This window comes from Dactylosporangium sp. NPDC050588, from assembly GCF_040654975.1.
Classification (GTDB): domain Bacteria; phylum Actinomycetota; class Actinomycetes; order Mycobacteriales; family Micromonosporaceae; genus Dactylosporangium; species Dactylosporangium maewongense.
Window position 1 is genome coordinate 1 of the sequence record NZ_JBFAJA010000009.1, and the last position, 23134, is coordinate 23134.

The window sequence follows — 23134 nt, forward strand, 5'->3', positions numbered from 1 at the left end:
GTAGAACGCCGCGGTGGCGCCGGGGACCCCGCCCGCGGTCGCGGCGCGGAAGCGCTCGCTGTCGGCGAGTTTCCCGCCGGTGCCGGCGGCGAACGTCTTCGTCCGCAGGACCACGTGCTCCTCGTGGACCTCGCACACCGTCCCGCCGGCCTTCAGCAGCGCGGCGAGGTCGGCCTGCAGCTGCTTGGCCGCGGCGGCGTCGGCGAGCCGCAGGTCGACCTGCAGCGGCTCGCCCAGCTCGTGCTCCTTGGGCTCCGGCCCGGCCACGGCGAACGTCACCGACGTCGCGGCGGCCATCGCCTTGTCCAGCGCCTGGATGGCCTTCTGGACCTCCTCCGAGCTGGGCTGGGTCGTTGTGACCGACCGCAGCACGGTGCCGTCGCCCAGCTCCGGGTGCTCCCGGAAGTACTTCTCGACCGCCGCCGGGTCGGTGAGGTCGACGCCCGGCGGGAGCATGATCACCTTCTTGGGATCGACGCCCGGCGGCGGGGGGAGGTCGGCCAGGTCGATGTCGTCGGCGAGGCCGGCGAACCGGGCGAGCGGGAACAGGGTCGAGGACAGGATCACGCCGGCGCCGCCGAGGAGCGACAGGTCGCCGAGCGGGCCGCCGGCCGCGCCTGCCGCGGTCGCGTCCGCCGGCAGCGCGCCCAGGAGGGCGAGCGCGTCGGTGCCGGCGGAGGTGGCGGTGAGCGGCAGGCCCGAGCCGCCCGACACGCGGGCCCGCAGCTCCAGACCGTCGTCACCGGCCTGGACGCCGACGACGAGCGTGCCCTTCAGCTCCGGCAGCGCGACCGGGGGGCCGGCGACCTCGGCGTCGGTCTCTTCGCCTTCTTCGCCTTCGACGTCGACGCCGAACGCGAGGAACTCCTGCGCCAGGTCGTCGGCGCGGGACAGGTCGGCCCACGCGAGGCCGGGCTGGCCGGCGGGGAGCTTCGCCACGGCGGCGGTGAACGCGGGATCCTTCGACAGCGGGGTCTTCGCCGCCGCGGCGGCCGCCGCGGTCGCGGCCTGCTGGAGGTCCTTGCCGTCGAACGCGAGCAGCACGTGTCCGTCGTCGACGACGAAGCCGAGGTCGTCGGTGCCGGCCTTCTGCTGGGCGGCGGTGAGCGCCTTGCGGGCCTTGGCGTCGTCGCGGGAGGAGGCGACGACGAGGGTGACGGCCTTGGCGCCCGGCTCCGGGGCGGCCCACGTGGCGACGCCGATCCGGTCGTCGAACCAGGAGGCCACGTCGTCGTAGCCGATGGGCGCCTCGAGGTCGGCGAAGACGTCGCGCTTCGTGTCGTCCAGGGTCTTCGGGCCGTTGCCGCCGGCCTTGCGCAGCAGCGCCTCGACCTTGACCCGCTGGCCGATGCCGGGGGAGAGGTCGATGCGGGCGAACGCGGCGACCGAGGCGGGCACGAGGTCCTCCGGCAGGGTGCCGGTCGGGCCGTTCCACATCCTGGCGAGCGCGAAGGCGCCGCCACCGAGCAGCACGGCGACCGCGACCGCCGCGGCGCTCAGGACCACGGCGAGCCGCCGCCGCGGCCGGATCGGCACCTCGGCGAGGTCGTCACCGGCCGCGAACGCCGGGGCGTCACCGTCGAGCGTCCGCGCGACGGTCTCAGGGTCCGCCTGGGACGCGTCGACGGTGACAGGGTCCGCCTGGGACGCGTCGGCGGTCTCAGCGTCCGCCTGGGAGGCGTCGACGGTGACAGGGTCCGCCTGGGACGCGTCGACGGTGATCTCCGTCCCGGCGTCCGCCGCCGGTAAGGGGTCCTGGGGCAGCAGGGAATCGTCGGATGATCGGGTGCTCTCGGACATGTGGCGTTCCTCCCCGTGGATGTCGTCGCGCATCGTAGCGGGAGGGCGGCGCCCGGGAGCACCCGATAAACCGGCTAGAACTGGGCGGCGATGCCCAGCAGCGCGGCGACCAGGACGATCAGGCCGAGCATGGCGGTCATGCAGCCGCCCCGCCCGCCGCTGCCGCCGCTCGGAGCCGGTGGCGCCGGCGCGGTCGGTGCGGTGGGGGTGTCGGGGCGCTGCGGGCCGTCCGGGGTCGGTGAGCCCGGCGCGTGCGACGGCCGGTCCGGGGCACCCGAGGGGGCGTGGCCGACGCCGGACCCCTCACCTTCCGGGGTGTCGGGTGCCTCGGAGAGGCCGTCGTCGATGGGCTCCGGGCTGGCGGGGGTGGACTCAGGCACGGGGGGCTCCTCAGTCAGACGGGCTCGATGTGCCGCAGGCTACAGGCCCCCGATGTGCCGCACGTTACAGGCCGGAGAGGCGCTGCCCGGCCCGCACCACGGCCATCGCGTGGCGGTCGCCGGGGCGCCGGCCGAGCCGCTCGATCGGGCCCGACACGCTGATCGCGGCGATGACCCGGCCGGTCCGGTCGCGGATCGGCGCGGAGACGCTGGCCACACCGGCCTCGCGCTCGGCGACGCTCTGCGCCCAGCCGCGGCGGCGGACCTCGGCGAGGGTGCGGCCGGTGAACTTGCAGCGCGGCAGCAGCGGCATCACCGCCTCCGGCGGCTCCCACGCGAGGAGCACCTGGGCGGCGGAGCCGGCGGTCATCGGCAGCACCGAGCCGATCGGCACCGTGTCGCGCAGCCCGCTGGCGCGCTCGGCGGCGGCCACGCAGAGCCGCTCGTCGGCGCGGCGGAGGTAGAGCTGCGCACTTTCGCCGGTCGCGTCGCGCAGCGCGGTGAGCATCGGCTCGGCCGCGGTCAGGAGAACGTCCGGTGCCGCGTTGGCGAGCTCGCCCAGACGCGGGCCCGGCCGCCAGCGTCCTTGCGCGTCACGAACAAGCAATCGGTGGATTTCCAGGGCCTGTGCGAGCCGGTGCGCCGTTGCCCGGGGAAGCTTGGTCCGGTCCACCAGTTCGGCAAGGCTGGCGCCGTCGACACAGGCGGCCAGAATGACCACCGCCTTGTCGAGCACGCCGACACCGCTCATACTGTGTCCCACAGACCGAAACATACCTCCCAAACTTTAGGATGTCCAGATGGTGGGAGAAGCACGACCGCGGACGCTCGCAGAGAAGGTGTGGGACGCACACGTCGTCCGTTCCGCCGCAGGCGAGCCGGATCTGCTGTACATCGACCTGCACCTGGTCCACGAGGTCACCAGCCCGCAGGCGTTCGACGGCCTGCGGATGAGCGGGCGGCAGGTGCGCCGTCCCGACCTGACGATCGCGACCGAGGACCACAACACGCCGACCGACAACCTGCTGACGATCAGCGACCCCGTGTCGCGCACCCAGATCGAGACGCTGCGGCGCAACTGCGACGAGTTCGGCGTGCGCCGGCACTCGCTCGGCGACGCACAGCAGGGCGTGGTCCACGTCATGGGACCGCAGCTGGGCCTGACCCAGCCGGGCATGACGATCGTGTGCGGCGACTCGCACACCTCCACGCACGGCGCGTTCGGCTCGATCGCGTTCGGCATCGGCACCAGCGAGGTCGAGCACGTCCTGGCGACCCAGACGCTGCCGCAGCCGCACCTCAAGACGATGGCGGTCAACGTCGTCGGTGAGCTCGCCCCCGGCGTCACGGCGAAGGACCTGGTGCTGGCGCTCATCACCCAGGTCGGCACCGGCGGCGGCCGCGGCCACGTGGTGGAGTACCGCGGGCCCGCGATCGAGAAGATGTCGATGGAGGGCCGGATGACGGTCTCCAACATGTCGATCGAGTGGGGCGCCAAGGCCGGCATGATCGCGCCGGACGAGACCACGTTCGCCTACGTCGAGGGCCGCGAGTACGCGCCGAAGGGCGAGGCGTGGGACCGCGCGAAGGCGTACTGGCAGACGCTGCGCACCGACGAGGGCGCGAAGTTCGACACCGAGGTGACGCTCGACATCACCCACCTCACCCCATTCGTCACCTGGGGCACCAACCCGGGCCAGGGGGCGCCGCTGGGCGCGAGCGTGCCGGACCCGGCCGACTTCGCCGAGGACGCCGACCGCGTCGCGGCGCAGAAGGCGCTGGAGTACATGGACCTGACGCCGGGCACGCCGCTGCGCGACGTCGCGGTGGACGTGGTCTTCCTCGGCTCGTGCACCAACGGCCGGCTCGAAGACCTGCGTGCCGCCGCCGACGTGCTGCGCGGGCGCAAGGTCGCCGACAGCGTGCGCATGCTCGTCGTGCCGGGGTCCGCGTCGGTCCGCGCCGCGGCCGAGGAAGAGGGCCTCGACGAGGTCTTCACCGCGGCCGGGGCCGAGTGGCGCTTCGCGGGCTGCTCGATGTGCCTGGGCATGAACCCGGACACGCTGAAGCCGGGCGAGCGCTCCGCCTCGACCTCCAACCGCAACTTCGAGGGCCGGCAGGGCCGTGGTGGGCGCACCCACCTGGTGTCGCCGCAGGTCGCCGCCGCAACCGCCGTCGTCGGCCGCCTGGCGGCCCCCGCGGACCTGAACTGACCGAGAAGACAGGCAGGAATCCGACATGGAGAAGTTCACCGTCCACACCGGCACGGCCGTCCCGCTGCGCCGGTCCAACGTGGACACCGACCAGATCATCCCCGCCGTCTACCTCAAGCGCGTCACCCGAACCGGGTTCGAAGACGGGTTGTTCAACGCGTGGCGCTCGGATCCCGCATTCGTGCTCAACAATCCCGCGTACACGGGCGCCTCGATCCTTGTCGCCGGGCCCGACTTCGGCACCGGATCGTCGCGCGAGCACGCCGTCTGGGCGCTGCAGAACTACGGCTTCAAGGCGGTCGTCGCGCCGCGTTTCGGCGACATCTTCCGGGGCAACGCGCTCAAGGCCGGGCTCCTGCCCGTCGAGCTGGACCTCAAACTCGTCGAGGAGCTGTGGGCCGCGATCGAAGCGGATCCGCAGTTGGCGGTAACGGTCGATCTGCAGGATCGGCAGTTGCGTGCGGGGGACCGTGAATGGGCCTTCCCGATCGACGATTTCAGCCGTTGGCGCCTGCTGGAAGGCCTGGACGACATCGGTCTGACGCTGCGCCACGAGGAGGCCATCACCGCCTTCGAACAAGGCCGTCCGGAGTGGACACCCGTCGTTCACTAGGCCCCGCCAGGGCGTCTCGATGAGCCACCGGCCGAATCCGTTGCTCCACAACGATTTCTTTTCCGTCTAATGTTTGTATTCTGTGAGCGTTGGGATACCTTGCCCACAGGGACTTCATTTCTGGTACGGGAGGAAACAACGTGAACAAGGCCGAGCTCATCGAGGCGCTCAGCGCTCGCCTGGGCGACAAGAAGTCGGCAAACGCGGCGCTGGACGCGGTGCTCGCCGAGATTCAGGCCGCCGTGACCAAGGGCGACAAGGTCGCCATCACCGGTTTCGGTGTCTTCGAGAAGCGCGTGCGTGGTGCGAGAACCGCGCGTAACCCGCGCACCGGTGAGGCCGTGAAGGTGAAGAAGACGTCGGTTCCCGCCTTCCGGGCCGGCGCCAGCTTCCGCGAGATGGTCGCCGCCGGCAAGGTGCCGAAGGCCGCGCCGGCAAAGAAGGCCGCCGCCGCCACGAAGACCGCCGCCGCGAAGGCGACGACCGCCAAGGCCACGACTGCCAAGGCCACCACCGCCAAGGCGACGACCGCCAAGGCCACGACGGCGAAGGCCACCACGGCGAAGGCCGCCCCGGCCAAGGCCGCCACCAAGGCGACCGCGACCAAGGCGGCGGCGAAGGCCGCTCCGGCCAAGGCCGCCGCGACCAAGGCCGCCCCCGCCAAGAAGGCCGCCGCGAAGACCACGCGCGCCGCCGCGTCGACGACCGCGCGCAAGACGGCCACCGCCACCACCACGACGGCCGCCAAGAAGGCGCCCGCCAAGAAGGCCGCCGCCAAGTGAGGTAAGGCAACGGAAAAGGGGCGGCGCCGCGAGTTCGCGGCGCCGCCCCTTCCGTATGTGCGTCAGACCCGCAGCGGGCGCACCGGATCCCAGCCGAGGAGCCGGTCACCGCTGAAGGTGAGCATCCAGCCGGTGCCCTTGCGGGTGTGGAAGTCCACATTGGTGCGTCCGGTCAATGCGGTCAGCAGCGGCGGCATCAGCTTGCCCTGGCTGCACACGACGCCCGCCCCGCCCCGCGCCGCGAGGGCCCGCAGCGCGGCCGCGGCCGCCTCGGGGGACCGGCCCTCGTCGAACGCGCCGTCCAGGTCGAACGGCAGCCCCAGCGGCTCCACCGTCTGCCGGCACCGCAAGGGGGTGGCCGACACCACCCACTCGGGGCGCAGGAGCCGCAGGAGGGCGCTCAGCGCCGCCGCGTGGCCCACGCCGGCCGTGTCCAGCGGGCGCTCCGCGTCCGGGCCGGCCCACTCCTTGCGCTTGCCGGCGTGCGCGTGGCGGACCAGGGCGACCACCGCCGTCACGGGCGGCAGGTCCAGGAACGCCTTCACCACACCCCGGTCGTGCGCGTAGCTCAGCAGCGCGGGCGCCTGCGCGACCGGCACCCAGCGCGCCTCCTCGATCTCGTCGTCCGCCGGCCGGTCCTGCCACAGCAGCGCCCGCATCGACCAGTAGTCGACGACCTTCTCCACGCCCGGCTCGCTGGTCAGGTAGCGGATCGAGGGCAGCCGGGCCTGCGGCACGCCCCGCACCAGCGTCTCCTCGTAGACCTCCCGCACCGCGGCGGCCAGCTCGTGCTCGCCGGGGTCGACCTTGCCCTTGGGCAGGGACCAGTCGTCGTACCGCGGGCGGTGCACCAGCACGATCTCGACACCGTCCCGCGCCGGGCGCCACACCACGCCACCCGCCGCGCGGACGACCGTGTTCACTTCAGCCATGCTGTGGTGTTCTCCTCGCAGACCGCGGCCCACACCGCCGGGAACGCGGCGCGTGCCCGGGTGACCGCGGCCCGCTCCCGCTCGAACAGTCTGCCCGCCGTGACGGCGAGACGGTGGTCGCCACGGTCGAGGAACCGCGCCACGAAGAGCCACGTGTCGGCCGCGGTCGCCGCGTCCTGGTGCTCGCCGAGCACCTTCTGCGCCTTCGCGACCCGCTTGGCGAGCACCGCGGCCTCGGGGCCGGGCACCCAGGAGAACGCGTACCGGGCCCGCTTGGCCAGCTTGCGCACCTCGTGCCAGTCGTCGTCGGGCAGCTCGGGGGTCAGCGCGTCAGCGCCGGCCACCAGCTGCCGCCACGGCTTGCGGACCAGACCCGGCAGCACCCGCCCGGCGGGTGCCCCGTGCCGGCCGACGAGCCTGGGCGGGCGGGTCAGCGCGCCGAGGAGCTGGACGTAGCGCGGCGAGCGCAGCGCCTCGTCCAGCGCAGACAGGGCCGTCTCCTGCCGCCCGGCGAGCGCGGCGTCGATCCGGCCCACCGACTCGGCGTCCACCGCCACGAGCGGGTCGGCGGCGGCGGTCACGTGCAGCCGGGCCCGCATCACCTCGATGTCGCGGGCACCGCCGAGCGCGCCGGCCAGCCGGCCCAGCTCCGCCCGCAGCGGCCGGCTCCAGGCCGGGTCGAGCAGCGCCTGGAACGTCTGCAGGTCGCTGCGCAGCCGCCGGGTGCCGACCCGCATCTGGTGCACGGGGGTGTCGCCGTTGGGCATCGTCTCGCGCAGCCGGGCGAACGCGTCGTGCCGCAGGATCCGCCCGACGCCGTCGCGCAGCGCCTCGGTGAGGACCGCGCCGGCGCTGCCGTCGGGCTCCGGCGGGGGCGCGGCGCCGTCCGGGTCGGGCACCGCGCCGGCCGCGGTCAGCGCGGCCGCGATGCGGGCCAGGTCCTCGGGCGTGCCGTCGACCGGCAGCACCTCGACCCGCCGGGGGCGGCGGCCCGTCCCGCGTTCGGACAGGAGGCGGACCTCAGCCAGTACACCACCCGCCGCCGAAGACACGTGCACGGCTGAGCGGACCGTCCTCACGGCGCCGAGGTCCGCGCCGCGGCGGAAGGCGGTCACCGCGTCGAGCAGGTCCGGCGGGACGACGCCGGCACCCGCGGCCTGGCTGTGCAGCTCCCGGCCCCGCCGGGGCAGCAGCAGCGTCCACGTGCCGTCGCGGTGCTGGCGCAGCGACACCCCGGCACGGGCGAGGGCGCCGTCCGGGGTGTCGTGGAAGGTGGCGTCGACGTCGCGGCCGTCCAGGTCGGGCAGCGTGAACCCGTCCTCGACAAGAAACCTCACGCCGCCGCCTCCGCTGCGCTCCGGCGCCGGCCTGAGCCACGCACTGTGCTGATGGTTCGCGGCCCTCCGCTGCGCTCCGGCCCGCTCACGCCGGCTCCACGCGGTCGACGATGCGGCGCAGCAGGGCCTCCTGCGGGTTCTTGCCCTGCCGGCGGTGCCAGGTGCCGTCCCCGGCCAGCTCGAACGCGCCGGTGTCGTCGCTCATCATCAGCTTCAGCACCCGGTCGAGCTCGCCGGCCGCGACCGGGTCGGTGACCTTGACCAGCGCCTCGACCCGGCGGTCGAGGTTGCGGTGCATGAGGTCCGCGGAGCCGATCCAGTACTCGGCGGAGGCGTCGCGGCCGAACCGGAACACCCGCGAGTGCTCCAGGAACCGGCCGAGCACCGACCGGACCCGGATGTTGTCCGACAGGCCCGGCACGCCCGGCCGCAGCGCGCAGATGCCGCGCACGATCAGGTCGACGCTCACCCCGGCCTGGCCGGCGCGGTAGAGCGAGTCGATGATCTCCTCGTCGACCAGCGAGTTGACCTTCAGCTGGATCAGGCCCTGCTCGCCGAGGGAGATCTCCCGGTCGATCCGGTCGATGATGCCGCGCCGGACGCCGTGCGGCGCGACCAGCAGACGGCGGTAGGAGGTCTGGCGGCTGTACCCGGTGAGCACGTTGAACAGGTCGGTGAGGTCGGCGCCGACCTCCGGGTCCGCGGTGAGCAGCCCGTAGTCCTCGTAGAGCCGGGCCGTCTTCGGGTGGTAGTTGCCGGTGCCGACGTGGCAGTACCGCCGGATGTGGTTGCCCTCCTGGCGCACCACGAGGGCCGTCTTCGTGTGGGTCTTGAGCCCGACGAGGCCGTAGACGACGTGGCAGCCGGCCCGCTCCAGCGTCCTCGCCCAGCCGATGTTGGCCTTCTCGTCGAACCTGGCCTTCACCTCGACCAGCACCACGACCTGCTTGCCGGCCTCGGCCGCGTCCACGAGCGCGTCCACGATCGGGGAGTCGCCGCTGGTCCGGTACAGCGTCAGCTTGATCGCCAGCACGTTGGGGTCGGCGGCGGCCTGCTCGACGAAGCGCTGCACGCTGGTCGAGAACGAGTGGTACGGGTGGTGCACCAGGATGTCGTGGTCGCGCAGCCGGGCGAAGACGCTGCGCGGGGTCTCGCCCTCGGCGAAGTGCGGGTGGGTCGCCGGCACGAACGGCTGGTCCTTCAGCGACGGCCGGTCCACGCCGTTGTAGATCTCCCACAGCGCGGTCAGGTCGAGCAGGCCCGGCACCCGAAGCACGTCGTGGGAGTCCATGTCGAGCTCGCGGACCAGCAGCTCCAGCACGTGGTCGGAGATCGAGGCGGCGACCTCCAGGCGCACCGGCGGACCGAAGCGGCGCCGCGCCAGCTCCCGCTCCAGGGCCTGCAGCAGGTCCTCGTCGCGGTCCTCGTCCAGCTCGACCTCGGCGTTGCGGGTCACCCGGAACAGGTGGTGCTCGACCACCTGCATCCCCGAGAACAGCTGCCCGAGGTGCGCGGCGATCAGCTCCTCCACCGGCAGGAACCGCACCGTGCGCACGCCGTCGCGGGTGGTCCGGTCCAGCGCGTAGAAGCGCGGCACGTTGTTGGGCACCTTGATCCGGGCGAACAGCTCGGGGCCGCCGTCGTGCTCCCGCACCACGACCGCCAGGTTGAGCGACAGGCCGGAGATGTAGGGGAACGGGTGCGCCGGGTCGACCGCCAGCGGCGTCAGCACCGGGAAGATCTGCTCGCGGAACGACGTGCGCATCCGCTCCCGCTCGGCCGGATCGAGGTCGCTCCACGGCACGATGTGGATGCGCTCCTCGGCCATCGCCGGTGCGATCTCCTCGGCGAAGACCCGCGACTGGCGCGCGACCAGCGCGGTGGTGCGCTCGGCGATCTGCTCCAGCTGCTCCGTCGGCGGCAGGAACCCGGGGCGGCGCACCGGGATGCCGGTCTGCAGCCGCCGCTTCAGGCCCGCGACCCGGACCATGTAGAACTCGTCGAGGTTGCTGGCGAAGATGGCGAGGAACTTCGCGCGCTCCAGCAGCGGGGTCGCGGGGTCCTCGGCCAGGGTCAGCACCCGGGCGTTGAAGTCCAGCCACGAGAGCTCCCGGTTGAGATACCGGTCCTCGGGCAGCGGTTTCTCGGATGGTACGACCAGCGCGTCGGACTCGGCGTGTGTCTCACCGGGGGACTTCTGGGTGGGGACCAGCGGGGGCTGCTCCGTCACCGTCTCGCTCATGGTGACCTCCTCGGGCTCGGCCTGATTCGCCTGCACGTCTTCACCGGGTGCTGGTGCCGCGGCCTTCGTCGCCCGCCGGACCCGTGGCGCGGTGCCGCCCGCCGGAGGGGCCGCCCGTCGCGGTGCCGCCTTGCGCGCGGCGGCCTTGGGAGGCGCGCTCTGCGGGTCGGTGCGTTGCGCTGCGTTACGGGGGCGGCTGCGACCGGTCGGCGTCTCGTCCACCGGATCATCATGGCCCGTTTGTGCCGGTCTGAACATGAACTTCCCGCTGCTTGGCCGCTACGGGAAGGTGGGCAGCGTGACCTTGACGACAGCCCCGGCGGCGTCCCGGTCGATGCGGACCCGCTGCCCCAGGCGGAGGTGGCGCAGGCCCGACGCGTCGAAGGCAGCAGCGGGGAATCGCAGCTCAGCACCGTCGTCGAGCAGCACCGTGCCGGTGCGGGTGTCGTCGTCGAACGTCGCCACGGTCCCCTGCATCAGTCCACGCTACCGCGCATCGATTTCCGGCGCGTGTCTCGCGTCACCGCGGCGCCGCCGCTGCCACCCGCGGCCTGCCTGCTCGACGGCACCGGGGTGCTCTTCGTCACTCACTGGTGCCGGGCCGTCCCGCGTCGGGGCGCCCGCCGGTCCTGCGCGGGGTGCCCTGCCGTCGTGCGGGGGGCGGCCATCGTGCGGGGTCGATCGTCAGGCGGGGATGGTCGTCAGGCGGGGATGGTCGTCAGGCGGGGATGGTCGTCAGGCGGGGGTGCAGAGGATCTCGCCGGTGTGGGGGCCGAGGCCGAGGCCGGTGGCGGCGTTGAGGTCGGCGGCGGTGTCGACGTCGCGGCGCAGGCTGGGCCAGTCGCCGTCGAGCCGGACCGCGCCCGAGCGCAGGTGCGCCGCCGCCGAGCCGGGCCCGAAGTGCGGGTCCAGGGCCACCCCGGCGGGCGCGGCGAGCAGCACGGTGCCGCTGCCCTCCAGGTCCGGCACGAACGCGCGGCGGCCCAGCGCCTCCGCCGCGGCCAGGGCGACCGCCAGGTCGGCGGGGCGCATCGCCGGCAGGTCGGCGGTCAGCGCGACGACAGGCGCGCCGCCCGCGGCCCGCGCCCCGAAGGCCAGCGCCGGGTTGAGTCCGGCGGCCGGGGTGTCGGGCAGGCAGGTGGCGCCGTCGGCGATGAGCTCCGCCCGCACCAGCGGGTCGTCGCAGACCGCGACGACCCCGGCCACCGACGGGCAGGCGAGCGCCGCCGCGACCGTGTCACGGGCCATGGCCAGCACCAGGCCGGGATGCGCGGGCCGCGGGACGGCGCCACGCAGCCGTGTCTTCGCCGCACCGAGCGGCTTGACAGGCACGACCGCCACCCAGGTGCTGAGCATGACCCATCCTGACACGGCGTCCCGGCGCCTGGCAGTGGCATGATTCGCAGCAGAACCGTGAGGGGAGGGTGAGATGAAGCGCCGGAGGCTCGGCTTCTGGCGGCGTTTCGCCGTCATGACCGTGAAGCCCACGATCCAGATGCTGACCCGCCGGACCTGGACGGGCATGGAGCACATCCCCGCCGATGGTGGGGTGATCATGGTCGTCAACCACATCTCCCATGCCGACCCGCTCGCAGTCGCGCACTACATCTACGACGCCGGTCGGTGGCCGTCGTTCCTGGCCAAGGCCAGCCTGTTCAAGGTGCCGGTGCTGGGTTACCTGCTGAGGGCCAACCACCAGATCCCGGTCCACCGCGGCACCACCGACGCCGTGAAGGCTCTGGAGGCCGCCCGGGCGGGCGTCCGCGGCGGCGAGGCCGTGGTGATCTACCCCGAGGGCACCACGACCCGCGAGCCCGACCTGTGGCCGATGCGGGGCAAGACCGGCGCCGCCCGCCTCTGGCTGGACACCCGCGCGCCGATGGTCCCGATCGTCATGTGGGGCCCCGAGCGGATCTACGACCCGCGCACCAGCAAGCTGAAGCTGCTGCCCCGCGCCGACGTGACGATCATCGCCGGCGCCCCGATCGACCTGTCCGCCTGGGACGAGGCGCAGCCGACCGCCCAGACGCTCAACGAGATCACCGACCACATCATGCTGCACCTCCGCGACATGCTCGTGGAGATCCGGGGCGGCACCCCGCCGCCGCTGTGGACACCGCGCAAGACGCTCGCATGAGCGCGCCGGAGCGCGGCGCACGATCGCACATGAGCATCACGGAGTGACGGAGGGCATATGAGCATTCGACGCGCCGCGGTGCTCGGGGCCGGGTCGTGGGGCACGGTGTTCGCCAAGCTGCTCGCCGACGCCGGCACCCCGGACGTCACCGTCTGGGCCCGCCGGCCCGCCGTGGCCGAGGCGATCCGCGAGCGGCACATGAACCCGGACTACCTGCCCGGCACGTGGCTGCCCGGCGCGATCACCGCGACCGACGACGCCGCCGAGGCCGTCGACGGCGCCGACCTGGTCGTGCTCGCCGTGCCGTCGCAGACGCTGCGCCACAACCTGGGCTCCTGGGCGGGCACGATCCGCTCCGACGCCACGCTCGTCAGCCTGATGAAGGGCATCGAGCTGGGCACGCTCAAGCGGATGAGCGAGGTGATCGTCGACTCCGCCGGCGTCGAGCCCGACCGCATCGCCGTCGTCACCGGGCCCAACCTCGCCCCCGAGATCGCCGCCGAGCAGCCCGCGGCCACCGTGGTGGCGTGCACCGACATCCGGCGCGCCGAGCTCGTCCAGCGCGCGATCAGCACGCGCTACCTCCGGCCGTACACCAACGACGACGTCATCGGGTGCGAGCTCGGCGGCGCCGTCAAGAACGCGATCGCGCTCGCCTACGGCATGGCCTCCGCGCTCGGCTTCGGCGACAACACCCGGGCGACGCTGATCACCCGCGGGCTCGCCGAGACCACCCGCCTCGGCGGGGCGCTCGGCGCCAACCTGATGACGTTCGCCGGGCTCGCCGGCCTCGGCGACCTCGTGGCGACGTGCTCCTCGCCGCTGTCGCGCAACCGCACGTTCGGCGAGCACCTCGGCCGCGGCGAGACCCTGGAGCAGGCGCAGGCAGCCACCCGGCAGACCGCCGAGGGTGTCAAGAGCTGCCTGTCGATCCGCGATCTGGCGCACAGCGTCGGTGTGGAGATGCCGATCACCGAGCAGGTCGAGCTGGTCTGCCACGAGGGCGTCGACCCGCTCAGGGCGCTCGCCGCGCTCATGTCCCGCGAGACCAAGCCCGAGCGGCCCGGCGTCCCGTCGACGGCGGAGCATCAGTAGGGTTTCCGCATGATCGGCATCGGGGGGCGTGGTCCCGACCCAGGGCGGTGCCGGAGCGCAGCGGAGGCGACGCGATGACTGGTGACGGCACGCGGGTCGTGCACGCCGGGGTGCCCGAGGCCGTGCCCGGCCGGCCCTTCCTGCCCGGTCCGGCCTTCGGCGCGCCGTACCACCTCGAGCCGGTGCTGGGGCCGCAGCCGGGCGTCGACGGTTACGGGCGCACCGACAACCCGACCTGGCGCGCGCTGGAAGGCGCGATCGGCGAGCTCGAGGGCGGCGAGTGTGTGACCTTCGCCTCGGGCATGGCCGCCATCAGCGCCGTGCTGCTGAGCGTGCTGCGCCCCGGCGACACCGTCGTCGTGCCCGCCGACGGCTACTACAAGACCAGGGCGTTCGCGGCGTCGTACCTCGGCGAACGCGGCGTCACCGTCGTCGAGGCGCCGACCGTGGGCCCTTACCCGGCCCTGGAGACCGTCCGGCTGCTGCTGGTGGAGACCCCCGCCAACCCGGGGCTCGACGTGTGCGACATCGCCGAGCTGGCCGCGCGCGTGCACGCCGGCGGCGGGCTGGTCGCCGTCGACAACACCGCGGCCACCCCGCTCGGGCAGCGCCCCCTCGACCTGGGCGCCGACATCTCCGTCGCGTCCGGCACCAAGGCCCTGACCGGCCACTCCGACATCCTGCTCGGCTACGCGTGCACCCGCGACCCGCAGCTCGCCGCGGCCCTCACCGGCTGGCGCGGCGCCACGGGCGCGGTGCCCGGCCCGTTCGAGGCGTGGCTCGCGCACCGCTCGATCGGCACCCTCGACCTGCGCCTGGCCCGCCAGACCGCCAACGCGGCCGCCGTCGCCGAGGTGCTCGCCGCGCACCCGGCGGTCGTCTCGGTGCGCTGGCCCGGCCGGCCCGAGGACCCCGCCCACGAGGTCGCGTCCCGGCAGATGCGCCGCGTCCCGGGCGTGGTCACGTTCACGCTCGCCGGCAAGGCCGCCGCCGACCAGTTCCTGCAGGCCGCGACCCTGGTGTTCGCCGCCACCTCGTTCGGCGGGCTGCACACCTCCGCCGACCGGCGGGCGCAGTGGGGCGACGACACCCCCGAGGGCCTGATCCGCCTCTCGTGCGGCGTCGAGGACACCGATGACCTGGTCGCCGATGTACGGAAGGCACTCGACGCGATCGGCGCCTGACGCAGCGTGGGATGCCGACCAGCCGGCAGCGCGAGCTTGACCTTGCGGTTAGGGTCGGCGGCGTGGAAACGCCAGAGAAGACCCGGGTCGCCGTCGTGTTCGGCGGCGGCAGCACCGAGCACGCCATGTCCAGCGTCGGCGCCGCCGACCTCCTCGACGCCCTCGACACCGACGAGTTCGAGATCGTGCCGATCGGGGTGACCCGGGAGGGTCGCTGGGTGCTCGGCGCGGCGGCGGGCTCCTCGCCGGCGTCCACGGATCTGGTGCCAGCCGGCGCCGCCGTCACCGTGGTCGACGCCCGCGACGGGGTGGCCCGGCTCGGCGGCGTCGACGTGGTGTTCCCCGTCCTGCAGGGCGTCTTCGGCGAGGAGGGCACGATCCAGGGCCTTCTCGAGATGGCGGACCTGCCCTACGTCGGCTCCGGCGTGCTCGCCGCGTCGGTGGCGATGGACCACGACTTCCTGCGCAAGCTGGCCGTGGCGTCGGGGCTGCCCGTCGCGCCCTACGTGGTGCTCAGGGACTCCTCGGACGTCGCCGGTGCCGACCGGGAGCGGCTCGGGCTGCCCGTCGTCGTCCGGCCCGCCCGCGGTGCCGGTGGCATGACGGAGATCACCGACTGGGCCGAGCTGCCCGCCGCGGTCGCCGCGGCCCGCGCCGTCGACGCGAAGGTGGTCGTCGCCGCCGCCCCCGCCGGCCGCAAGGTCACCGTCGGCGTCCTCGACACCTCGGGGCAGCCCGAGTCCAGCGTGCCCGGCGAGATCGTCGACGGCCGGGTGACCGCGCCGGCCGACCTCGACCGTGCCGTCGAGCGCCGCACCCGCGACCTCGCCGTGGAGGCGTTCGTCACCCTCGACTGCGCCGGGCTGGCCATGGTCGAGTGCACGGTCACCTCCGGCGGCGACGTCCTGTTCGACCGGATCGACACCATGCCCGGCTTCGACCCCGGAGCGGCGTTTCCCGTGGTGTGGCAGGCCAGCGGCGTCGCGTACACCACCCTGATCACGCAACTGGTCAAGGCGGCGGTGCGGCGTGGGACGGGCCTGCACTGACCTGAGTCGGGCGCTCAGCAGTGCGTCGTGCCCGGGTCCTCGTAGGGCACCGTCTCGGTGATCGGCGCCGACAGGTGTGACAGCCACGAACCGTCGGCCTTCTTCGGCACCACGACCCGCAGCGGGACCTGGCGGTCGATCGTCGTCCAGACGGTCTCCTGCTTGTGCTCCTCCGGATACCAGCAGACGCCGGAGACGCCCAGCAGCTGGGCGTCGCGCGGGACCGCCCGCTTACCGACCGTGCCGCAGGACAGCACGATCGCCGGGTCGCCGAAGGCCACGTGCTGCTCGGTGCCGGCGCTGACCGGACGCCGGTGCAGCCCGCCGAGGGTCTCCGGCATGCGTGCCACAAGCGCACGGCAGACCACCGTCGTGGCCTCGTCCATGGCCACGGCGTCGGTGCGGACGGTGCCGGTGGCCTCCGCCTTGGGGAAGCCGCCGAGCAGCCAGAACGCCAGGACGCCGACCAGCAGCGCGACGGGGATCGCGGCGACGGTGGCGATCCTGGCGGGGCTCTTCGCCGTCATCTATAAGTGCACCACCGAGCACGTCAGCGTGCGGGTGATGCCGGGCACCAACTGCACGTTGCTGACGATCAGTTTGCCCAGCTCGTCGACGCTGCGCGCCTCCGTGAGCACCACCACGTCATACGGCCCCGTGACCGCGTCCACCCGGACGACCCCGGTCAGCTCCTGGATGGCGGTCGCCACATCGCGTGCCTTGCCGACCTCTGTTTGGATCAGGATGTATGCCTGTACCACGACACGACTCCTTCCTGCGCCGCGCGAGCGCTGATCAGCGCTGAACCTACCGCACCATGGGATACAGCGGACCAGCAGCCGTGCGTGATCGTGCCACAACACGCTGCGTTACCCGCAACATCGCGCATTCAATGTTCAGCTTTCTGTTTGCTTTGGAGGACGGGTGACCGTTGCAACCGCCGGGGAGTTCGGGCTCATCTCACGGGTGACGGCCCGGCTCGGGGCGCCCTCGCCCGTGGTCCTGCTGGGGCCCGGCGACGACGCGGCCCTGGTCGCGGCGCCTGACGGCCGGGTCCTGGCCAGCACCGACGTGCTCGTGGACGGCCGGCACTTCCGCCGCGACTGGTCCTCCGCCCGCGACATCGGCCACCGCGCCGCCGCCGCCAACCTCGCCGACATCGCCGCCATGGGGGCCCGGCCGACGGCGCTGCTCGTCGCGCTCTGTACCCCTGCGAACCTGGAGATCACCTGGGCGGAGGAGCTCGCGGACGGTCTCGCCGCGGAGGCGGGCAAGGTCGGCGCGGTCGTCGTCGGCGGCGACATGTCCGCGAGCCCGACCCTGACCATCGCGGTGACGGCCCTGGGCCACCTGGAGGGCCGCGATCCCCTGGTGCGCACCGGCGCCCGCCCCGGCGACGTGGTCGCGGTGTGCGGCCGGATCGGGTACGCGGCAGCCGGGTACACCATCCTCTCCCGCGGCTTCCGCTCCCCGAAGCTGCTGGTGGAGGCGCACCGCCGGCCGCAGGTGCCGTACGCCGCCGGTCCGTCCGGCGCCCTCCTCGGCGCCACCTCCATGATCGACGTCTCCGACGGCCTGCTCGCCGACCTGGGCCACATCGCGACCGCCAGCGGCGTCGGGATCGACCTGCGCCGGTCCGCGTTCGTCGTGCCCGAGCAGATGCGTGACGCGGCGACGGCGCTCGGCGTCGACCCGTACGGCTGGATCCTCGCCGGCGGGGACGACCACGCGCTCGCCGCCACCTTCCCGTCGTCCGTGGAGCTTCCCGACGACTGGCGCGTCATCGGCGAGGTCCTACCGGCCAGCCTGTTCACCGCCGGTGACGGCGTGACCGTCGACGGTAGGCGGTACGCCGGTGGAGCCCCAGGCTGGGACCACTTCCGGTAACGAGTGATCGCTTCTATACCCTTTACGCGTGACTGAGCTCGACATTCGACTGACCCGCTACGGCTCGCGGGTCGCCACCGAACTCATCAGTGCCACGCTCGCCGACCTGAGCGTGCGCTACGGCGGATCGGGGGACACCACCCCCATCGAGCCCGGTGACTTCGACCCGCCGCTGGGCGGCTTCTTCGTCGCGTACGTCGACCACGCGCCGGCGGGGTGCTGCGGCTGGCGGACCTTCGCCGAGGACGAGAGCACCGCAGAGCTCAAGCGGCTCTACGTGGACCCGGCGTTCCGCGGGCTCGGCCTGGCCCGGCGGCTGATCACGGCGGTCGAGGACTCGGCCCGCGCGGCCGGGCGGAAGCGGGTCTGGCTGGAGACCGGCACGGCGCAGCCGGAGGCGATGGCCCTGTACGAGTCGGCCGGCTACGCGCTGATCCCCGACTTCGGGCACTACAAGGGCTATCCGAGCGTGCGGTCGTTCGGGCGGTCGCTGTAGCGCGTTGAAAAAGGCCCCGCCGATGGCGGGGCCTTTTTGCTGCTGGTGCTGTGCTTGTGGTGCTCTTGCTGCTGGTGCAGGCGATCAGCCGCGAACGACCTTGCCGGCCTTGAGGCAGGAGGTGCATGCCTGCACCTTCCGCGTGGTGCCGCCACCGGCCGGGGTGCGCACCGTCTGAATGTTGGGGTTCCAACGGCGGTTGGTCCGCCGGTGCGAGTGGGACACGTTGTGGCCGAAGCCCGGTCCCTTGCCGCAGACGTCGCACACGCTAGCCACGGGGATCTCCTGGGATTGATTGCGTCTCGGGCTGGACCCCTCCACCGGCCGGGCCGGGGGCGGGCTCCAGGTGTCGCCGACCGGTCGACCGGCGGGCAACCCCGCAAGGTTACCTGATGAGCCCCGCTGACTCCCAATCGGGCCTTGCCGGGGTCGCTTTCCTGGGGCTCGGGTGGTGAGCGGGGAAATTGTCGGTGGTCGCCGATAGGCTCGGCGCGTGCCAGTGAATGTCGATGCTGCTGCTGTTCGCCGGTGGTGTGCCGCCGGCCTCGACGCGCTGCGCCGGCACCGGTCCGAGATCGACGCCCTCAACGTCTATCCCGTGCCTGACGGCGACACGGGGACCAACCTGGCGTTGACCATGTCCGCCGCCACGGCTGCCGTGGAGGCCGCGCCCGGCTCCTCCAGCGCCGGGGAGCTGCTCGCGGTTGCGGCGAGGGGCGCGCTGCTGGGCGCCCGGGGCAATTCGGGCATCATCCTGGCCCAGCTGCTCAAGGGCCTCGCCACGTCCCTGGCCTCGACGCGGGCGATCGGGCCGGCCGAGCTGGCGGCGGCGCTGGAGCGGGCCGCGGCGTCGGCGTATGCGGCGGTGGCGGCCCCCGTGGAGGGCACGGTCCTGTCGGTGGCGTCGGCCGCGGCCCGGGCGGCTGCCGGCGCGTCGTCGCGGGTCTCGGCCGGCGGGTCGAGCGGTCCCGGCGGTGAGCCGTTGTCGGCCGGCGGTGAGCCGTCCGCGGCGGGTGGGTCGTCGCCTGGGGTCGGTGGCGGGTCGCCGGGGGCCGGGGGTGGGTCGCGGGGTTCCGGTGGATCATTGCGGGGTTCCGGGGGTGAGCTGGTGGGGTCCGGCGGGTTGTCGGCGCGGGTCGGTGGCGAGGCGGCGGGTTCCGGTGGGTCGTCGCGGGATTCCGGCGGTGAGCTGGTGGGCTCCGGGGCGTCGTCTGCGGGGTTCGGTGGTGAGCTGGGGAGCGTCGGCGGGTTGCCGGGGGGCGGTAGTGAGCCGGCGGGTTCCGGTGGGTCGTTGTCGGGGGTTGATGGTGAGGCGGCGGGTTCCGGTGGGTCGTTGTCGGGGGGCGGTGGTGAGGCGGCGGGCTCCGGTGGGTCGTCGGCGGGCTCCGCGGCCGGGGCGGCGTCGGTTGGTGCTGGCGGGGCGTTGTGGGAGCTCGGGGGCGGGGCGGGTCGGGGCGGAGTGGTGGAGGTGGCGCGGGCGGCGGCGGAAGGGGCCCGGGTGGCTCTCGCGCGCACGCCTGAGCAGCTGCCGGCGCTGGCCAGGGCGGGGGTGGTCGACGCCGGGGGGCGCGGGCTGGTGGTGCTGCTGGAGGCGTTCGTGACCTCGCTGACGGGGGAGACGCCGCCGGTTCCGGTCGACGTGCCGGCCCGGGTCGCCGATCCAGGTGGGGTGATGGAGCGTGAGGCGGGGTCGGTCGAGTTCGGCTATGAGGTGCAGTTCCTGCTGGACGCCCCGGCCGCCGCGATCGAGCCGCTGCGGGAGGTGCTGGGCGCCCTCGGTGACTCGCTGGTCGTCGTCGGTGACGAGCCGACCTGGCACGTGCACGTCCACGTCAACGACGTCGGGGCGGCGATCGAGGCCGGGATCGTGGCGGGGCGGCCCAGCAGGATCACCGTGACGCGGTTCGCCGAGCAGATCGCTGAGCGGCGGTCGGCCGACGCGGCAGCGCCGTCCGGTCCGGTGGGCGCGATCGGGTCGGAGGGCACCGTCCGTACGCCGGCCGCGACCGAAAACGAGAGTGCCGGCTCGGGGATCGTCGTCGTGTGCACCGGGCGAGGGCTCGCTGAGCTGCTCGCGGCCGAGGGGGCCACGGTGGTGACCGGGACGCCGTCGATGGCGGAGGTGCTCGCGGCGATCCGGGCGACGGGCGCGGGCAGGGTGGTCGTCCTGCCCAACGACGCCAACGTCCTCGCCGTCGCCACGGCGGCTGCGGCCGAGGCCAGGACGGCCGGGATCCGGGCGGGTGTCGTGCCGACCCGGTCGCCGGTGCAGGCGCTGGCGGCGATGGCGGTGCGGGACACCGGGCGCAGGTTCGAGGACGACGTGATCGCGATGGCGGAGGCCGCGGCCCGGTGCAGGTCGGCGGAGCTGACGGTCGCGGCCCGGGAGGCGCTCACCGTCGCCGGGCGGTGCCAGCTCGGTGACGTGCTCGCCATCGTCGACGGGGAGGTCAACCTCATCGGGCAGGACCTGGAGCGCACCGCGTGCCTGCTGCTCGACCGGATGCTGCTGGCCGGCGGGGAGCTGGTCACCCTCATCGCGGGGCAGGGGGCGCCGCCGGGGCTGGGGGAGACGCTGCGGCGGCATGTCGCGGGGGCGTGGCCGTTCGTCGAGGTGCAGTGCTATGAGGGAGACCAGCCGCACTATCCGCTGCTGGTCGGGGTGGAGTGAGACCGGTGACCGAGATCGACCTGACCACGCCGCTGCAGAAGGTGATCGGCAACGGCGCGAAGCTGCTCGCCGACAGCCTCAACCTGCACACCGTGGGTGACCTCGTGTATCACTTCCCGCGGCGGTACGAGGAACGCGGCGAGCACACCGACATCCGGTCCCTGGAGATGGACACCGAGGTCACGGTGTTCGGGCAGGTGAAGCGGGTGTCGTCGCGGACGTTCGTGCAGCAGCGGGGCAAGACCGCCGGCAAGCGCGGGTCGCTGCTGGAGGTCGTCGTCGGCGACGACAGCGGCGGCGAGCTGAGCGTGACGTTCTTCAACCAGCCGTGGCGGGAGTCGCAGCTGCGGCCCGGGCGGTGGGGGCTGTTCTCCGGCAAGGTCGGCCGGTTCCAGAGCAAGCTGCAGCTCAACCAGCCCGACTACATCCTGCTCGACGGCGCCGAGGGGGAGGAGAGCGTCGAGGAGTTCGCGGGCGCGATCATCCCGGTGTATCCGGCGACGGCGAAGGTGCCGACGTGGCGGATCGCGGCCGCCGTGCGCACCGTGCTGGACGTGCTGCCGCCCACGCCGGACCCCGTGCCGGCGACGGTGCGCGCCAAGCGGAAGCTCTCGTCCCTCGACAAGGCCCTCCGCGAGATCCACCGGCCGGAGTCCCGCGAGTCGCTGCACTTCGCCAGGCGCCGGCTGAAGTGGGACGAGGCGTTCGCGCTCCAGCTGACCCTGGTGCAGCGCAAGCACCGCGCCGCCGACTGGCCCGCCCGGGCCCGGCCGCTGCGCGACGACGGGCTGCTGGCGACGTTCGACGGGCTGTTGCCGTATGAGCTGACCCGCGGCCAGCGTGACGTCGGCAACGAGATCGCGGCCGACCTGGCCCGCCCCCATCCGATGCACCGGCTCCTGCAGGGCGAGGTCGGCTCCGGCAAGACCGTCTGCGCCCTGCGGGCCATGCTGCAGGTCGTCGACGCCGGCGGGCAGGCCGCGATGCTCGCCCCGACCGAGGTCCTCGCCGCCCAGCACCACCGCAACGTGATCAACCTGCTCGGCGGCATGGCCCGCGCCGGCGAGCTCGACGCCGCCCCCGACGCGACCCGGGTCGCGCTGCTGACCGGCTCGCTCGGCGCCGCCGCCAAGCGCAAGGTCCTGGAGGAGATCGGCTCCGGCGCCGCGGGCATCATCGTCGGCACGCACGCGCTGCTGTACGAGGGGGTCGCGTTCAAGGACCTGGGCCTCATCGTCGTCGACGAGCAGCACCGCTTCGGCGTCGAGCAGCGCGACGCGTTGCGCGCCAAGGCCGACCAGCCGCCGCACGTGCTGGTCATGACGGCGACGCCGATCCCGCGCACCGTGGCGATGACGGTCTTCGGCGACCTGGAGACCTCGGTGCTCAGCCAGCTGCCCAACGGCCGCTCCCCGATCGCCTCGCACGTCGTGCCGGCCACGGACAAGCCCGCGTTCCTGGACCGGGCGTGGCGCCGCATCCGCGAGGAGGTGGCGGCCGGCCACCAGGCGTATATCGTCTGCCCCCGCATCGGCGACGCCAAGTCCGACGGCGAGGACCTGGCCCTCGCACCCGGCGACGACGACCGCCGGGCGCCGCTGGCCGTGCTCGACGTCGCGCCGCAGCTGGCGGAGGGCCCGCTGCACGGCCTGCGGATCGGCATCCTGCACGGCCGCCTGCCCGCCGACGAGAAGGACGCGGTCATGCGCTCGTTCGCCGCCGGCGACCTGGACGTGCTGGTCGCCACCACGGTCATCGAGGTCGGCGTCGACGTCCCCAACTCGACCGTCATGATGATCCTCGACGCGGACCGCTTCGGCGTCTCCCAGCTGCACCAGCTCCGCGGCCGGGTCGGCCGGGGCAGCGCCGCCGGCCTGTGCCTCCTCGTCACCGAGTCCGTCGAGGGCACCCCGGCCCGCACCCGCCTGGACGCGGTGGCCTCCACGACGGACGGCTTCAAGCTCGCCGAGCTCGACCTCGAGCAACGCCGCGAGGGCGACGTCCTGGGCGCCACCCAGTCCGGCCGCCGCTCCCACCTGAAGCTCCTGTCGCTGCTCCGCGACGCCGAACTGATCGGCGACGCCCGCGCCGAGGCGTTCGAGCTGCTGGAGGACGACCGCGAGCTGACCCGCCACCCCGGCCTCGCCGCCACCGTCACCCAACTCGTCGACGAGGAGCGCGCCGAGTACCTCGAGAAGGGCTGACCCGCCCCTGCCCGCTCCCGCCGGAGCGGGGTGATCGGACGGTCGGGCCCGTGCCCCACCAGCCGACCACGCCGTCGCGAGCCTCCGGTGTCCGTGGCCGGCCCTCCGCTCG

Annotated in this window: 21 protein-coding genes and 1 pseudogene; 11 read left to right on the forward strand and 11 right to left on the reverse strand. The window is 73.6% G+C overall.

The genetic code is table 11. The annotated features are described in order from the left end of the window. The 3 genes from AB0I21_RS07690 to AB0I21_RS07700 all read right to left on the reverse strand — a co-directional run. Positions 1 to 1800: hypothetical protein (locus AB0I21_RS07690; protein WP_360559590.1), on the reverse strand; the 1800-nt coding region annotated here is incomplete at its 3' end. A gap of 74 nt (positions 1801 to 1874) precedes the next feature. Continuing rightward, positions 1875 to 2180: a hypothetical protein gene (locus AB0I21_RS07695; protein ID WP_360559591.1), complete on the reverse strand. Its 306-nt coding sequence runs from the start codon at positions 2178 to 2180 to the stop codon at positions 1875 to 1877. Positions 2181 to 2244: 64 nt separating this feature from the next. Next, positions 2245 to 2931 (reverse strand): IclR family transcriptional regulator, encoded by a 687-nt coding sequence (locus tag AB0I21_RS07700; protein ID WP_033357786.1) that lies wholly within the window; start codon positions 2929 to 2931, stop codon positions 2245 to 2247. Between the two features lie 49 nt (positions 2932 to 2980). Between AB0I21_RS07700 and leuC the strand changes: the two genes are divergently transcribed. The 3 genes from leuC to AB0I21_RS07715 all read left to right on the forward strand — a co-directional run bounded on the left by leuC (position 2981) and on the right by AB0I21_RS07715 (position 5788). After that, complete coding sequence (gene leuC, locus AB0I21_RS07705; RefSeq protein ID WP_360559592.1) at positions 2981 to 4393, forward strand: 3-isopropylmalate dehydratase large subunit; 1413 nt, start codon at positions 2981 to 2983, stop codon at positions 4391 to 4393. Between the two features lie 25 nt (positions 4394 to 4418). Beyond that, a complete protein-coding gene (gene leuD / locus AB0I21_RS07710) occupies positions 4419 to 5006 on the forward strand; it encodes a 3-isopropylmalate dehydratase small subunit (RefSeq protein WP_354888817.1) in 588 nt (195 codons plus the stop codon). Between the two features lie 140 nt (positions 5007 to 5146). Beyond that, positions 5147 to 5788 (forward strand): HU family DNA-binding protein, encoded by a 642-nt coding sequence (locus tag AB0I21_RS07715; protein ID WP_360559593.1) that lies wholly within the window; start codon positions 5147 to 5149, stop codon positions 5786 to 5788. Positions 5789 to 5850: 62 nt separating this feature from the next. On the opposite strand, the gene AB0I21_RS07720 is transcribed toward AB0I21_RS07715, so the two are convergent. The 5 genes and pseudogenes from AB0I21_RS07720 to cofC form a co-directional block, all read right to left on the reverse strand. Continuing rightward, positions 5851 to 6720 (reverse strand): NUDIX hydrolase, encoded by an 870-nt coding sequence (locus AB0I21_RS07720; RefSeq protein ID WP_360559594.1) that lies wholly within the window; start codon positions 6718 to 6720, stop codon positions 5851 to 5853. Next, on the reverse strand, positions 6708 to 8057 hold the full coding sequence (locus tag AB0I21_RS07725; RefSeq protein ID WP_360559595.1) for a CHAD domain-containing protein: 1350 nt from the start codon (positions 8055 to 8057) through the stop codon (positions 6708 to 6710). The genes AB0I21_RS07720 and AB0I21_RS07725 overlap by 13 nt, the downstream gene beginning before the upstream one ends. An 85-nt stretch (positions 8058 to 8142) precedes the next feature. Next, a pseudogene (locus tag AB0I21_RS07730) lies at positions 8143 to 10425 on the reverse strand (RNA degradosome polyphosphate kinase); the annotation flags it as partial. Between the two features lie 153 nt (positions 10426 to 10578). Continuing rightward, entirely contained in the window at positions 10579 to 10776 is a 198-nt protein-coding gene (locus AB0I21_RS07735) for a cold-shock protein (RefSeq protein ID WP_344508022.1), read from the reverse strand. A gap of 258 nt (positions 10777 to 11034) precedes the next feature. Further along, the gene (gene cofC / locus AB0I21_RS07740) at positions 11035 to 11655 is read right to left on the reverse strand and encodes a 2-phospho-L-lactate guanylyltransferase (RefSeq protein WP_360559596.1); all 621 of its coding nucleotides are present in this window, start codon (positions 11653 to 11655) and stop codon (positions 11035 to 11037) included. A 73-nt stretch (positions 11656 to 11728) separates the two neighbouring features. On the opposite strand from cofC, the gene AB0I21_RS07745 reads away from it, so the two are divergent. From AB0I21_RS07745 to AB0I21_RS07760, 4 genes are all read left to right on the forward strand, one after another. Beyond that, positions 11729 to 12436, forward strand: coding sequence for a lysophospholipid acyltransferase family protein (locus AB0I21_RS07745; RefSeq protein ID WP_360559597.1), 708 nt, complete (start codon positions 11729 to 11731; stop codon positions 12434 to 12436). A 57-nt stretch (positions 12437 to 12493) separates the two neighbouring features. Beyond that, positions 12494 to 13531 carry an NAD(P)H-dependent glycerol-3-phosphate dehydrogenase gene (locus AB0I21_RS07750; protein WP_360559598.1) on the forward strand — a complete coding sequence of 346 codons (1038 nt, stop codon included), beginning with the start codon at positions 12494 to 12496 and terminating at the stop codon, positions 13529 to 13531. Positions 13532 to 13605: 74 nt separating this feature from the next. Then, the gene (locus tag AB0I21_RS07755) at positions 13606 to 14715 is read left to right on the forward strand and encodes a cystathionine gamma-lyase (protein WP_360559599.1); all 1110 of its coding nucleotides are present in this window, start codon (positions 13606 to 13608) and stop codon (positions 14713 to 14715) included. A gap of 62 nt (positions 14716 to 14777) precedes the next feature. Then, the gene (locus tag AB0I21_RS07760; RefSeq protein WP_360559600.1) at positions 14778 to 15764 is read left to right on the forward strand and encodes a D-alanine--D-alanine ligase; all 987 of its coding nucleotides are present in this window, start codon (positions 14778 to 14780) and stop codon (positions 15762 to 15764) included. Positions 15765 to 15778: 14 nt separating this feature from the next. Here AB0I21_RS07760 and AB0I21_RS07765 read toward each other — a convergent pair whose 3' ends face one another. Then, complete coding sequence (locus AB0I21_RS07765) at positions 15779 to 16291, reverse strand: DUF3515 domain-containing protein (protein ID WP_344508012.1); 513 nt, start codon at positions 16289 to 16291, stop codon at positions 15779 to 15781. Then, complete coding sequence (locus tag AB0I21_RS07770; RefSeq protein WP_203846267.1) at positions 16292 to 16525, reverse strand: Lrp/AsnC ligand binding domain-containing protein; 234 nt, start codon at positions 16523 to 16525, stop codon at positions 16292 to 16294. Positions 16526 to 16688: 163 nt separating this feature from the next. Between AB0I21_RS07770 and AB0I21_RS07775 the strand changes: the two genes are divergently transcribed. Both AB0I21_RS07775 and AB0I21_RS07780 read left to right on the forward strand, forming a co-directional pair. Next, the gene (locus AB0I21_RS07775) at positions 16689 to 17651 is read left to right on the forward strand and encodes a thiamine-phosphate kinase (protein WP_360559601.1); all 963 of its coding nucleotides are present in this window, start codon (positions 16689 to 16691) and stop codon (positions 17649 to 17651) included. A gap of 28 nt (positions 17652 to 17679) precedes the next feature. Next, positions 17680 to 18147: a GNAT family N-acetyltransferase gene (locus tag AB0I21_RS07780; protein ID WP_360559602.1), complete on the forward strand. Its 468-nt coding sequence runs from the start codon at positions 17680 to 17682 to the stop codon at positions 18145 to 18147. Positions 18148 to 18231: 84 nt separating this feature from the next. On the opposite strand, the gene rpmB is transcribed toward AB0I21_RS07780, so the two are convergent. Beyond that, positions 18232 to 18423 (reverse strand): 50S ribosomal protein L28, encoded by a 192-nt coding sequence (rpmB, locus tag AB0I21_RS07785; protein WP_033357799.1) that lies wholly within the window; start codon positions 18421 to 18423, stop codon positions 18232 to 18234. 217 nt (positions 18424 to 18640) lie between these two features. On the opposite strand from rpmB, the gene AB0I21_RS07790 reads away from it, so the two are divergent. Both AB0I21_RS07790 and recG read left to right on the forward strand, forming a co-directional pair. After that, positions 18641 to 20818, forward strand: a complete 2178-nt coding sequence (locus AB0I21_RS07790) for a DAK2 domain-containing protein (RefSeq protein ID WP_360559603.1) — start codon at positions 18641 to 18643, stop codon at positions 20816 to 20818. 5 nt (positions 20819 to 20823) lie between these two features. Further along, the gene (gene recG, locus AB0I21_RS07795) at positions 20824 to 23022 is read left to right on the forward strand and encodes an ATP-dependent DNA helicase RecG (protein ID WP_360559604.1); all 2199 of its coding nucleotides are present in this window, start codon (positions 20824 to 20826) and stop codon (positions 23020 to 23022) included. The last annotated feature ends 112 nt before the right edge of the window (positions 23023 to 23134 follow it).